This window comes from Paenibacillus amylolyticus, assembly GCF_047302515.1.
In the GTDB taxonomy this organism is placed as follows: Bacteria; Bacillota; Bacilli; order Paenibacillales; family Paenibacillaceae; genus Paenibacillus; species Paenibacillus amylolyticus_G.
Window position 1 is genome coordinate 3,101,618 of the sequence record NZ_CP168019.1, and the last position, 13,008, is coordinate 3,114,625.

Consider the following 13,008-nt stretch of genomic DNA (forward strand, 5'->3'; position numbering starts at 1 on the left):
ATTATACTGAAATCTTCACCGTGTTTCTTCCATTCAAAGAATAGACACGATTCTGTATATACATACTTGGGTTATGAATATAGAGAGCAAGCATATCCTTCAAAGGATCATGCGCCTGTATGTCACAGAGAGAGTAATCGAAATACTAAACATTGGGGGTGTAATGTTGAGCCTGCTTCATGTTGCTGTTATTCTGCCTTTTGCCGCTGGCATTCTTCTTGCCATGCTGCATCGTTTCTTCCGTAAAAACCATTTGGGATGGCCGGTTCTCCTTGTCCCGGCACTATTATTTGTATACTTTGCGAGTCTCATACCCGCTGTGTCACAGCGCAATACCGTATCCGGAAATATCCCGTGGATTCCTTCACTGGACATTGGATTTAACCTGTATCTGGACGGTCTGAGCCTCATGTTGACACTGCTGATCACCGGAATCGGTGTCCTCGTTGTTCTCTACTCCATCTTCTACATGGATATGAAAGAAGCGCTGAACCGTTTCTACCTGTATCTGTTGATGTTCATGGGAGCCATGTTGGGCGTGGTGCTGTCTGATAATATGATCGTGCTCTACGGATTCTGGGAATTGACCAGTATTACGTCATTTTTGTTGATTGCATTCCATTACAAACGTAAAGCCTCGACTTCAGGAGCACAAAAATCATTCCTGATTACGGTATTTGGCGGTTTCGCCATGCTTACCGGATTCATGATGATGTATCTCATTACCGGAACGTTTAGTATTCGTGCCACCATTACAGGATTGGGGCAGTTTCAGGAAAGCGCACTATTTCTACCCGCACTTATCTTGATCCTGATTGGAGCTTTCACCAAGTCAGCTCAGTTCCCGTTCCATATCTGGTTGCCGGATGCCATGGAAGCTCCGACACCTGTGAGTGCCTATCTTCACTCAGCCACCATGGTCAAGGCCGGACTGTACGTTGTAGCACGGTTTACACCAATCTTCGGTGGACAGGGACTCTGGTTCTGGCTCGTTACCGGCGTTGGTCTTCTGACTTTGTGTTATGGATCATTCCTGGCGGTGAAAAAAAACGATCTCAAAGCGATTCTTGCCTATTCGACCATCTCTCAACTTGGTCTGATCATGTCCCTCTTAGGGGTTGGATCTGCTGCTCTCTACTTCGGATATGGCGAATCCTCTGCGATGTACACTGTGGCAATAACTGCTGCGCTGCTTCACCTGTTTAATCATGCAACCTTCAAGGCCGCTCTGTTCATGGTCGTCGGGATTGTTGATCATGAAACGGGTACACGTGACATTCGGAAGCTCGGTGGACTTGCTTCATTCATGCCAATTACATTCACCGTGGCATTGATCGGTTCACTTGCCATGGCGGGTATTCCGCCCTTCAACGGATTCCTGAGCAAGGAGTTATTCTTCCAGGCGATGGTGGAAGTCACGCATCTGCGAATCTTTGGACTTGGTTCCTGGAGTGTTCTATTGCCGGTATTCGCTTGGCTTGCAAGTGTGTTTACTCTGATCTATGCGCTAATTATCGTGTTCAAAACATTCCTCGGTCGTAGCCAAAGCGAGATCCCTGCCGAGAAGCTGCACGAAGCGCCCGCTGGCATGCTCATTCCGCCTGTTGTTCTAGGTGTTCTTGTCGTTGTATTCGGACTCTTCCCGAATCTGCTGGCCGGATCACTGATTGAACCGGCAATGGCCGCTGTGCTTCCATCCCTCTTGAATGGAAATGAGCGCTTCGATGTACATTTCTCCCTGTGGCATGGATGGACTCCGGAACTGATTATGACGATCGGAGTTGTGATTCTCGGAATCACTCTCTACAAGCTGTTGCCACGATGGAGGAATATTTATGAGCATTATCCACAAGGATTAACAATTAACAATATGTACCATGTCGTGCTGGATAATCTTCAGCATTATGCACGCAAATGGACGGAAGCCTATATGAATGGCTCGGTTCGTAATTATCTCGTTTACATTTTCTCATTCACGGTCGCGTTGCTGGTCTATGCTTTCTTCCGTTCAGGAGAAAATATTACCTGGAATCTGCAAGGCAATGCACCTTACTCATTCTATGAGGTGGTACTGCTAGTCACACTCATCGGTGCTGCAGTTTCGATTCCTTTTGCCAAGAACAGACTGTCGGCAGTCATTATGACCGGAGCGGTTGGTTACCTTGTAACTCTGCTTTTCGTACTCTTCCGGGCGCCAGATCTGGCGTTGACGCAAATGATTGTTGAGACGGTATCTGTGGCACTGTTCCTGCTCTGCTTCTACCATCTGCCTGAGCTTCAACGTGGCAAATCAAGCCGCAGTTATCTCACGGTAAATATGATCGTAGCGATTGCAGTCGGGATCGTGATGACTTTTGTTGCACTGGCCGCAAGCGGAACAGCATCACTGGACAGCATTTCTACCTTTTTCCTTCAGGAAGCGTATGACTCGGCTGGTGGTAAAAATGTCGTGAACGTGTTGCTGGTAGATTTCCGTGGCTTCGATACGTTATTGGAGATTATGGTGCTTGGCGTTGCTTCATTATCCATCTACTCCATGATTAATCTGAACCTTGAAGCAAAAGATCTCGGAGCCCGCTTGAAGTTCCGTAAGAAGGACGAAAGTAAGGAGTCCGAACCTGCTCTGGATGATGAAACGGACAATACGAAAAAGTACGGTAACCGGGAACGCAGCTCATCTTCGTGGGATACTGTACCCTTGCAAAGTAATGATGTATTGCTGCAAACGACTACCAAGGTTGTTGTGTTCATCATACTGACGTTTGCCATGCATCTCTTCTTTGCAGGTCACCACAATCCGGGCGGAGGTTTCATCGGCGGCTTAGTCACAGCGGCAGCGCTCGTATTGATCGCTCTGGCATTCAGTACTGATACGATACGCAAAGCCTTACCCGTTGACTTCCGTATTCTAACAGGAATCGGATTGGGTATAGCCTTACTGACGGGCGCAGGTTCATTTATTTTCGGAGTTCCGTTCCTCAGTCAAACCTTCGGCTATTTCGAACTTCCTTTGCTAGGAGAGACAGAGCTCGCCACGGCCATGCTGTTTGATCTTGGCGTGTATCTCGCTGTCCTGGGTGTCACCATGACCATCATTCTACAGATCGGGGAGGATCGCTGATATGGAAATATTGATGTGTATAGCCGTTGGCATTCTGTTTGCGGTTGCCGTCTTTTTAATCTTGTCGCGGAGCCTGCTCCGCATCGTACTTGGCATGTCCATACTAACTCATGGCGTGCATCTGCTCTTGATCACCATGTCACGTCTCAAAACCGGGGCACCACCCCTGCTTGGGGAGATGGCTGAACGTTATGTCGATCCTCTTCCTCAGGCTTTGATACTGACTTCGATTGTTATTAATTTCGGACTCACTGCGTTCTTCTTTGTTCTCTCCTATCGTTCTTATCTGAAGTTGAAAACAGATGATATGGAAGAAGTAAGGGGGCGCCCATATGAATAATCTCGTCGTTCTGCCGATTCTGTTGCCTTTGATTACAGGTGTTCTGGCTCTGCTGTTTTTCCGGAAAACGAATATCCAGCGGATCATTAGTGTCATCGGACTTTTGTTTACCGCAGCAGTTTCAACGATACTCATTACTCGTGTGACTCAAACTGGAGTTCTAACGCTTAATATGGGCGGTTGGGCACCTCCCTATGGTATTGTGCTCGTTGCGGACATGGTGTCTGCGTTGCTTGTTGTTGCTGCTTCCATCATTGCACTGGCGTGTCTGCTGTATGCGTTCCGCAGTGTGAACAAGGAGCGGGAAGAGCACCACTTTTATCCGTTCTTTCATTTTCTGATCGCGGGCGTTAATGGTTCATTCCTAACCGGAGATTTGTTCAATTTGTTTGTCAGCTTTGAACTGATGCTCATCTCTTCCTATGCACTGATCGTATTGGGAGGTACGGAAAGACAGCTTCGCGAAACGATCAAATATGTCTTGATTAACATTGTTTCTTCAGCTCTTTTTGTCGCTTCCATCGGCTTCCTCTACTCCATTACTGGCACACTGAACATGGCAGATTTGTCCGTCAAAATTGCTGAAGTGGGACAGAGCGGAGTCATTACCTTAATTGCTGTTCTCTTTCTGATCGTATTTAGCATCAAGGCCGGGCTGTTCCTGTTCTTCTGGCTGTCGGGCTCTTATGCGGCACCACCTGCTGTCGTCACTGCATTGTTCGCAGGATTGCTTACCAAGGTTGGCTTGTACGCGATTGTGCGAACATTCACACTGATCTTCTATCATGATCCTGATTTCTTCCATGCACTAATTGGATGGATGGCTGGAGCAACGATGGTCCTGGGTGTCATCGGTGCGATCTCATACCGCGATGTAAACAAGATTCTCATCTACAACGTGGTCGCAGGTGTAGGGTTTGTCGCTTTCGGTATGGCCTCGGCCAGTCGCCCTGCACTGGAAGGTCTGCTCTTCTATATGCTGCATGATATGTTGATCAAAACATTGCTCTTCCTGCTCGGCGGTGCCTTGATCGCTGTTGCCGGAACATCCAAACTCGACAACATGGGTGGGCTAATCCATCGCTATCCGCTGCTCGGCTGGATGTTCTTCATTAGCGCACTTGCCTTGGCAGGTTTGCCGCCATTTAGTGGATTTCCAGGGAAGTTGCTTCTCTTTGAAGGAGGCTTGCAGGCAGGCTTGTATGGTCTGACCGGCATTGCGGTGCTTTCGAGCTTGTTGATGTTATATTCGGTACTACGCATCTTCATACAAGCGTTCTGGGGCGAACCACCTGCCGGGGTTACAAGACGCCCTTACGCGGTGAACGGCCTGCTGATTCCTGCCGGAATTCTGTTTGTATTCATCATCGTAATGGGTGTGGGGGCTGAAGGCATGTTCCAATTGACCTCCCGCGCAGGCGATATTCTACTGCATCCCAATATTTATATTGATGCCGTATTGAAGGAGTAGATGTCTATGGCCTTTCAGATTGTACTGAATCTTATCATTGCTTTTGTATGGATGTTTCTGAACAACGCCTGGAATGGTGTTGGTTTTCTCATAGGTTACCTGCTCGGGCTGCTTCTCATCGGGGGGATGCGCCGATTCTTCCCCCAGCGCTTCTATATTGTGAGAGTCTGGGCCATCATCAAACTGATTAATCTGCTGTTCAAGGAATTGGTGCGAGCCAGCATTGAGGTTATACGCCAGATTATCAAGCCCAAGTTAGATATAAGGCCCGGTATTTTTACGTATAAAACTCAATTGTCCTCGGATTGGGAGGTTACTCTGCTCTGCTTACTGATCTCATTGACACCAGGTTCTCTGCCGCTTGAGATCTCGGGTAATCAACGTAAACTGTTTATTCACGCACTGGATATCAAGGATGAACAGAAAATGAGAGATGATATCCAAAATACATTTGAAAAAGCAATAATGGAGGTGACGCGTTAATGTTATCCTCACTGTTGTTCATCTCATTGCTCATTCTCTCCTTAGCCATTCTGGGTTGCTTGTACAGGGTGCTTCGGGGACCATCCATGGCTGACCGGATCACGGCACTGGATACCATTGGTATCAATGTGATTGCCATCGTTGCCGTTCTGTCGATGATGCTGCAAACCCAAGCCTATCTGGATATTATCTTGCTGATTGGTATTTTGGCCTTTCTAAGTACAGTAGCATTTGCACGTTATATTGAACGGGGGGCGGTATTCAAAAATGATGGAGATCGTTAAAGTAGCCGCTGAAACAGCTATAGGTCTACTCGTACTGCTCGGTGCACTACTCAGTGCACTCAGTGCATTCGGACTTATTCGTCTGCCTGATGTATATCTACGTGCCCATGCCGCAACCAAAAGTATGACGCTTGGTGTGTTCTGTGTATTAAGCGCTACATTTTTCTACTTCTGGTATTTCGATAACTATATCAGTGCCCGCTTGTTGTTAGGTATCCTGTTTGTATTCATCACGGCTCCGGTTGCCGGACATCTGAACGGACGGGCCGCCTATCGCACAGATGTACCGCTGTGGGAGCAGAGCGTGCAAGATGAACTGGAACCCTTGTTAAAAGGGAAAAAAGTGAACCATGAAGCCAAGGATATGATGGAGTAATCCCCAGCCTAGGCATAACAAATACCCCCGAGGATCAGCCGCCCGTTTCGCGGCATGTTCCCGGGGGTATTTTTCATACACGGATCAACACTGATTATACAGACAGATTAAGTAGCATAGCATAGTCAGAATCCATTCAGTCCCTGTCTTCTCAGATCCGCAGCCACAATACGCGCAAGCTCCGCAGCCCCTTGACGATTCGGATGCAGACTATCCCCTGTCATATATAGAGCAAGTGTTGCCGCAGGACCAATGGACGTGAAATAGGCAGAACTTAACTTATTCAGTTCAACAAGGGTAACTCCCTCTTCCTGAGCGAGTGCACGTGTGGATTGATTGTACCAGCGGTTCTCCGCTTGATGCACATTGGCTGTATTAAAGTCCGTTGCCCGGCCCTGAGGTGTTGAGAGGATCACCGTTGCTCCTTTATTCTTCGCCAGACGCACCATATCCCGCATAATCTCCTTGAACTGCGCCTCCGTTGTATTGTTCTTGGCATTGGTATCGTTAATTCCGAATTGCAAAATAAAATAATCTCCCGGCTTGATATACTTGAGAATCGCTTCCATCTGACCATCATCGCGGAAGCCTCTCGCAAATTGACCACTTGACGCCATATTTCGAACCTGGAAGGTGGAATTGTTCACATAGGACGGAAACAGCTGTCCCCAACCTCCTTGTACACTGCTACCCAGCGGATAGTAATTACATACCGTTGAGTCACCACCAATGTAGATCGTGCGGTTGGTAACGGTCTGATTGGATAACTTCCGGATTTCGAGTGCACTAAGTGTGAAGGCGGTACCTGTCTTTCCTTCTGTAACCAGCAGGTTTAATTGCCCGTCAGTCACCGGAATTTGAAACTGGTCCGTTGCCCCGTTGCCCGTCATATTGATGATCTGGTAGACACCTTCTGCAGCCACGCTGGCTCTGGCAGTATTGCCCAGGACCACTTTAACTTCATATAGGCCATTGGACAGATTCACATTGAAGGTATTGGTGCTCTTGGTGCCGTAAGTCAGAAACTGCACAGCGTCACTCTTAACCCCGCTTCCTGAGGCAGACACATTCCTCATCTGTGCAGGTGTGTTGAAGCCATAACCTTTCGTAGGCGTATAAGCATCTCCTGCGGACACGCCTGTGTAACCGCTCTCAACAGCACCCGAACCAAAATCAAATCTGTAATTGTCCGTTGCCGCTTCGGCGACTTGCCCTCCACTGCTTCCCAAACCGATGCCCATTGTACTCGCAAACAGAACAAAACAGAGCAGAAGCTTTACCGATATTGACCATTTCATCACTGAATTCTCCTCTCGAATCAGAATTATATTAGTTGACGATCCTCAGCTTCACAGAACTTGGTCAAGCCAATCATAGGCTTTCGCTCCGCTAATCTCATGTCCACCCGTAAAGAAATCCGCATCCAGTGATTCTGATGCTCCCGCCTGCTCATATATGTGTGTCAAACGGGCATGCGCCTCTCTCGCTGCATGGATGGGGAACACCTGATCATCACTTCCGGCTTCAATAAAAAGTGGTCTAGGCACAATCAGGCCGATGAGATCCGGCAACTCCGCTTCACGCAGGATACCTGGCACATAGTTGTCCAGACAATGGTTCCGATCCAATATGCTGCCCTGGAATGTATTTGCATAACCACTTACCACAGTTGCCCGGAACCGTTCATCTAACGCAGCTGTAAATGCGGTCACCAGACCGCCGCCCGAGATACCCATGCTTCCAATTCGCTCCGAATCCACTTCTGGCCGAGTCGATACATAATCCAATACACGTGTTGTTTCATACACCCTATGACCGGCAAGGGTCTTCCCCACCATGAGCAGATGCGCAGCAATCTTCGTACAGGAACTTACCCCTGGTGGCGCATCGCGGTCCTCTTCCAATCTTCGATCACCAAATCCGAGCAACTCTGGAGCCGCAACCACATATCCACGCTTCACAAGTGCTACTGCAAAGTCCTTGTGTAATCCGGGCTCTCCTGTCCGTGGCGACCCATCTGATTCCATGCCCGATATCTCTCGGCTACCGTAGCCATGCCCATGACAAGCAACGATAGCAGGTCTCTTGGTATCAGTAACGCTTCCATCACCCGGAATTAATAAATATACAGGCATGCGCAGTCCTGCATAGGTCGTGATTTCAATCCGCTCCCGAATATATCCGTCACATGTAATGCGCTCCAGTAAGACAGGATTCAGTGCGGCCGCCATCGTGGGAAAACCGCCCAGCCGTTCTTTCACACGTGTACGTAACTGACTGCGCCATAACTCCAGGGGTTGATCAGCATGATATGCGGAACGACCACGTAGATTCGTTTGTTGTTGTAGATAGGCTTCAATATCAGACATGGGCCTGTGTCCCTCCTGTTTTTCGTAGGATAACGTAGATATAAGACTGTCATATGGAATTAATCCCATCCATTATAGAACATCTATGTCTCCCATGAATTGAACATGTTTGCCTGTTTTGAATGGAATCACATGATTTCTAGCCAAAAAAAGGATATCTCCAACCTGAAGACAGGTTACGGAAATACCCTTCATTTCATCTGACCTGGTAGCCACCAGTTCCACCTGCCCATTAATTTCATCAATGCAGGTACCAGTATTAGACGGATTAATGTAACGTCAATCAACACCGCTGCCGTGATTCCGATCCCTAACTGCCTCACACCTGCGACTTCAGCAAAGGCAAACGGCACAGTCACCGCAAGCAGAATGGCCGCTGCGGAGGTAACCAGACGGCCTGTAGAAGCCAATCCCTGTTGGACAGCCACATCACTGTCTCCGGTTCGTCTATACACTTCCTGAATGCGGCTAAGCATAAACACACCATAATCCATGGATATGCCAAACACCAATCCTGCAATGAATACAGGAATCATAATGGCAATGGCTGACGGCTCCATCCCCAGATGTCCTTCATTAAACACCCACACCAATATGCCAAATGAAGCGGCTAAGCTGAGCAGATTCATCAGAATTGCCTTGATTGGAATGAGCATCGATCGGAATGCCGCCAGTAACACAAGATAATTGGTGACCACTACAAATACCAGCACTTTGGGCAGTTGACTTGTGACTTCCTGCATTATTTCATACTGCTTGGCAGCTTCCCCACCATAACGTAGTTTTACGTTATTGAAACCTGGTGCATGATCCCTATTCCTTATTCGTTCCAGCCAGTCTGCAACCTGTTCCGACCCAGGCTCCCCGTGCACGGTGGCTATCAATCGAATCGAGTGATCAGAGACCGTTGAACGCAGCCATGAGGCCCTTGTTGACTCCTCGCCTTCTATGGAAGGAGTGAGCGCCGGCGGTGGAATTTGAAAAAGGCTCTGCGAGTCAATTTGATTCGGCTGTAATAGGCCCCATGGTGAAACAATGCTCAATACGTCTGAGTCCTGCAGTAGTTGACGGGCTTTGTTGTGGGCCAACTGCCAGTGAGAGGCAGTCAACAGTTCCTGCTGTCCGCCAATCAGAATCTCGATGGCGGAGGTACTCTTTTTCCCCAAATCATGTTGCAACTGCTCGGCTGCCTGGCGGGACTCCATTTTCTCTGGCAGTGAAGAGGCATCCGGGACGGACAGTTCCAGCCGGGTCACTGGATAAACACACAGGAGCAGCACAACCGTACCTCCAATTGCCATACTGACGGGTCGTTTCATGACCATTGCTGACCATCGATGCCAGACGGAGCGTCTGGGTAACGAATGGACTAACTTTCGCCTGAAGACACGATCCGCAGACAGTGATAGCAGAGCTGGCAGTAGCGTAACATTTAACAGTAGCGATAGGAGCAGAACAATAATAGCCCCCAATGATACACTTAGAAACATCGGCAGTCTGATCCAGAGCAAACCCAGCAGCCCAAGGAGCACGCAAGCTGCCGAGAACAACACCGCTCTGCCTGCTGTACGTAATGTTCGCTGAAGAATCTCGCTCTGCATATCCAGACTTCTGCCCAGAACATTAGCTTCGCCTTCATCTTCATAGGCCCGCTGAACTTCTTCCCTGTACCTGCTCAGGATGATCAGGGCAAAATCTATACTCAGTGCCATGCCCACCATGGGAATCACATTAATGATAAAGTTGGACAATTCCAGATGATAACCAAGGAGTGACGTGACTCCCATCGCGGTGATTACAGCACTGATCCCCATCATGACAGCAATCAATGCAGAATATAGCCCCCTGAATGCAAAACACAAAACGATCAGGGCAATCGGCAGGCCCACCATCTCTGCCCGTTCCAGATCACGAAAGCTCAGATGATTGACATCCTGCTGGACGACTGCCTTTCCCGTCAATTGCACCGTACCTGGACCGTCTGTTGCAAGCACGGCGCGCAACTGCTCCAGTGGGGGACCCATCTGATGCGCGGGCACATCCATTTTCACAAGGGCATATGCCCTTTGGTCTTGTAGCGTCACCCTTTCGCTAACATCCAGAGGGGACGTGATAGAAGTTACCGCAGGCAACACTTGAACCTGTGTCAAACGATCCTTGATCCACTGCCGGAACTGTAACGGCGAGGTATTTTCCTTTTTCTCAAAAACCAGAATAACCGGATCAGCAGGAGATCCGAATTCATCCTCCAGAACAAGTTCAACCGCTTGTGCATCCCCGTGAACCCGTTTTAATCCGTGATCTTGAACAATGTCAGGTAAATTCCATGCCCAGACCGCTGACATCCCGATAATAAATACCCAGCAGAGAATAATGAACCGAGGATATCGGCTGATGAGGACAGCAAGTCTGCGATAACCCATACCTTAGCTCCTCTGCGATCAGATTAGTCATTCGATTATGTTCATCGGTAAGATCATAAGTACATTCATACACTTGCGGTGTATATCTCCTTCACTCGGGTTCGCGAACTATTGGATGCCATGATTCACAGGTGTTCTGTTCGCTATGGGGGCAGGGATGTATGTAAAAGGAAGTAACTCTGCTGTTAATCCCGGGCCAAAGGCCAGCGCTATCCCACTGGAATGCTCTTCCTTCTGTCTGTAATCCTCACGGATGGCTTGAAGAACAAAAAGAATCGTCACGGACGACAGGTTGCCATAATCCCGCAGGATGTTTCGGCTGTAGGAGACCTGCTCATCTGTCAACTGATACAGCTTCTGAACGGCATCCACGATGCCTCTGCCTCCCGGATGGATCGCCCATATTTCCGGGAAACCGCTCCCCTCCAGCAATCGTTCTACCTCTGGACCGAGATGCAAACCAAGCAGCTTCGGAATCTGTGGTGACAGGTAGAGATCAAAGCCTGTATTGCCGACTTCCCAGATCATTTCTTCTGCACAATCCGGGAGCAGCGTTGAGTGCCCTCGGCCCAGTCGAAAACATTCATTGCGGTCTGTTCCAGACGCACCAATAACACAGGCAGAGGCGCCGTCTCCGAAGAACGATGCGGCATACAGGTCGTCCCGTTTGGCAGATGGCTGAAAGTGAAGTGTACATAGTTCCACACACACGATGAGAACTGTAGCCTTCTGATCTGTCGTTACAATGGAATTCGCCAGTTGGATCGCCTTCAGACCGGCTGCACATCCTTGAAACACCAGTGGAATCCGGTTGATCTGCGGTGACAGTTCAAGCTGTTGGATCAGCCGAATATCAAGTCCGGGCAGGAATTGCCCCGTGCAACTCACCGTAATGAGATGTGTAAGTTCCGAGGAGGTTACGTCTGCATCCTTAAGGGCCTGTCCGGCCGCCTCGAGACCAAGTGGAACAGCAGCAGCTTTGTATTTGCCCATACGCTCGGATGTAGTCGGAACCTCGTCCGCATTGGTAAAGGGTAAATATCGGCAAGAATCAACAGGCTCAAGCAGATTCGGTTCACACGTATACCGAGTCTCCACACCGCACTGATTAAAAATTCGTTTGGCCCATCTTCTCGCATCTGGCTCATGTTCCAGCGCTTGCGCGAGACGGGCAGATACATCCTTTTGCTCAATACGGTGGGCAGGCCACGCCGTTCCTATTCCCATAATACTTGCCCCAGTAGTTGCCTCAAGCTGGTTCATCGGCTTAACCTCCTATATCGTACGTGTTCAAAAGTAGGCTTTTTAAACAACCTATATATAAAATAGGTTCATATGACATGTGTGCAGGATATAGTACAAGTCTATTCACTCCCTGTCCTGTTTATGTTCATATTAACAAGCAAAGGCGGACAACATATGCGAGTTTCGCACGTGCTGTCCGCCTTTGCTACCGGATTAAACCCATTCCTATTTTACATATACGATCTGTCAGAACTACTCAGGCCGAATTATAGTAAATCTCTCCCCAAGTTTGGCATAATCATTCCCCGCCAGTCGGCTGACTGGTTTCAAATGATCCATCAGGATATAGCCCTTGTCCGGATTGTAGACTTGTTCGCTGAAATGATACTGTACAATGCGTACCAGCAACAGGTCACTCACCGGTTTACCATCATCATTCGTGATGGGAATGTGCTGATACAGCTCACACTCCATCCGAATGAGTGCTTCCTGAATTCCTGGCACAGCAACCTTTGTACTTGGCACTATAGTAAGTTTTGTCCGCTCAAGCTCACTTTCATGGGGTTCCAGTATGGCTGCTGTCTCATTCACTTCTGTTATGATTGCTTCATCACATATATGCACGACCAGTTCTTGATGAGCAAGCACATTACGTGCAGTATCTTTCACGATACCGTCTTTACGTGCAATGGATATGGATAACAGCGGTGGGTCCGAACTAACCACATTAAAGAAACTAAAAGGCGCTGCATTAATTACACCATTCTTATCTGAAAGTGTCGTCACAAAAGCAATTGGACGTGGCACCACCGAACCACTCATCAGTTTATAGTTGTCTCTTCCCGTTATTTCACGTGGATCCAATGTATACATATGTAAATATCCCCTTCCCTACT

Annotated in this window: 11 protein-coding genes; 6 read left to right on the plus strand and 5 right to left on the minus strand. The window is 48.4% G+C overall.

Translation table 11 applies throughout. The annotated features are described in order from the left end of the window. Positions 1-166 precede the first annotated feature (166 nt). From ACDJ59_RS13065 to mnhG, 6 genes are read left to right on the plus strand one after another with little or no spacing between them, the layout of a single operon-like run. Entirely contained in the window at positions 167-3,121 is a 2,955-nt protein-coding gene (locus ACDJ59_RS13065) for a Na+/H+ antiporter subunit A (RefSeq protein ID WP_413409803.1), read from the plus strand. Between the two features lies 1 nt (position 3,122). Further along, entirely contained in the window at positions 3,123-3,461 is a 339-nt protein-coding gene (locus tag ACDJ59_RS13070) for a Na(+)/H(+) antiporter subunit C (protein WP_017688852.1), read from the plus strand. Then, entirely contained in the window at positions 3,454-4,932 is a 1,479-nt protein-coding gene (locus ACDJ59_RS13075) for a Na+/H+ antiporter subunit D (RefSeq protein WP_211081500.1), read from the plus strand. Before ACDJ59_RS13070 ends, ACDJ59_RS13075 begins: the two co-directional genes overlap by 8 nt. Positions 4,933-4,938: 6 nt before the next feature. Next, on the plus strand, positions 4,939-5,415 hold the full coding sequence (locus tag ACDJ59_RS13080; RefSeq protein ID WP_211081499.1) for a Na+/H+ antiporter subunit E: 477 nt from the start codon (positions 4,939-4,941) through the stop codon (positions 5,413-5,415). Next, entirely contained in the window at positions 5,415-5,699 is a 285-nt protein-coding gene (locus ACDJ59_RS13085; RefSeq protein WP_017688855.1) for a Na(+)/H(+) antiporter subunit F1, read from the plus strand. The genes ACDJ59_RS13080 and ACDJ59_RS13085 overlap by 1 nt, the downstream gene beginning before the upstream one ends. Beyond that, entirely contained in the window at positions 5,683-6,075 is a 393-nt protein-coding gene (mnhG, locus tag ACDJ59_RS13090) for a monovalent cation/H(+) antiporter subunit G (RefSeq protein WP_017688856.1), read from the plus strand. Before ACDJ59_RS13085 ends, mnhG begins: the two co-directional genes overlap by 17 nt. Before the next feature lie 125 nt (positions 6,076-6,200). Here mnhG and ACDJ59_RS13095 read toward each other — a convergent pair whose 3' ends face one another. From ACDJ59_RS13095 to ACDJ59_RS13115, 5 genes are all read right to left on the minus strand, one after another. Then, a complete protein-coding gene (locus ACDJ59_RS13095) occupies positions 6,201-7,316 on the minus strand; it encodes a rhamnogalacturonan acetylesterase (RefSeq protein WP_413409804.1) in 1,116 nt (371 codons plus the stop codon). Between the two features lie 108 nt (positions 7,317-7,424). After that, a complete protein-coding gene (locus ACDJ59_RS13100; protein WP_413409325.1) occupies positions 7,425-8,444 on the minus strand; it encodes a dienelactone hydrolase family protein in 1,020 nt (339 codons plus the stop codon). Positions 8,445-8,635: 191 nt separating this feature from the next. Then, complete coding sequence (locus ACDJ59_RS13105) at positions 8,636-10,867, minus strand: MMPL family transporter (protein WP_413409327.1); 2,232 nt, start codon at positions 10,865-10,867, stop codon at positions 8,636-8,638. Positions 10,868-10,975: 108 nt separating this feature from the next. Beyond that, positions 10,976-12,130 (minus strand): type III polyketide synthase, encoded by a 1,155-nt coding sequence (locus ACDJ59_RS13110; RefSeq protein WP_413409329.1) that lies wholly within the window; start codon positions 12,128-12,130, stop codon positions 10,976-10,978. 234 nt (positions 12,131-12,364) lie between these two features. Next, positions 12,365-12,985, minus strand: coding sequence for a flavin reductase family protein (locus ACDJ59_RS13115; protein ID WP_413409331.1), 621 nt, complete (start codon positions 12,983-12,985; stop codon positions 12,365-12,367). Positions 12,986-13,008 lie beyond the last annotated feature (23 nt).

What these genes read in the sequence shown, in the direction of transcription:
- ACDJ59_RS13085 (WP_017688855.1), top strand. Translation starts at nt 5,415, where the DNA reads ATGTTATCCTCACTGTTGTTCATCTCATTGCTCATTCTCTCCTTAGCC.
- ACDJ59_RS13100 (WP_413409325.1), bottom strand. Translation starts at nt 8,444, where the DNA reads ATGTCTGATATTGAAGCCTATCTACAACAACAAACGAATCTACGTGGT.
- ACDJ59_RS13080 (WP_211081499.1), top strand. Translation starts at nt 4,939, where the DNA reads ATGGCCTTTCAGATTGTACTGAATCTTATCATTGCTTTTGTATGGATG.
- ACDJ59_RS13110 (WP_413409329.1), bottom strand. Translation starts at nt 12,130, where the DNA reads ATGAACCAGCTTGAGGCAACTACTGGGGCAAGTATTATGGGAATAGGA.
- ACDJ59_RS13115 (WP_413409331.1), bottom strand. Translation starts at nt 12,985, where the DNA reads ATGTATACATTGGATCCACGTGAAATAACGGGAAGAGACAACTATAAA.
- ACDJ59_RS13105 (WP_413409327.1), bottom strand. Translation starts at nt 10,867, where the DNA reads ATGGGTTATCGCAGACTTGCTGTCCTCATCAGCCGATATCCTCGGTTC.
- ACDJ59_RS13070 (WP_017688852.1), top strand. Translation starts at nt 3,123, where the DNA reads ATGGAAATATTGATGTGTATAGCCGTTGGCATTCTGTTTGCGGTTGCC.
- mnhG (WP_017688856.1), top strand. Translation starts at nt 5,683, where the DNA reads ATGATGGAGATCGTTAAAGTAGCCGCTGAAACAGCTATAGGTCTACTC.
- ACDJ59_RS13095 (WP_413409804.1), bottom strand. Translation starts at nt 7,316, where the DNA reads ATGGGCATCGGTTTGGGAAGCAGTGGAGGGCAAGTCGCCGAAGCGGCA.
- ACDJ59_RS13075 (WP_211081500.1), top strand. Translation starts at nt 3,454, where the DNA reads ATGAATAATCTCGTCGTTCTGCCGATTCTGTTGCCTTTGATTACAGGT.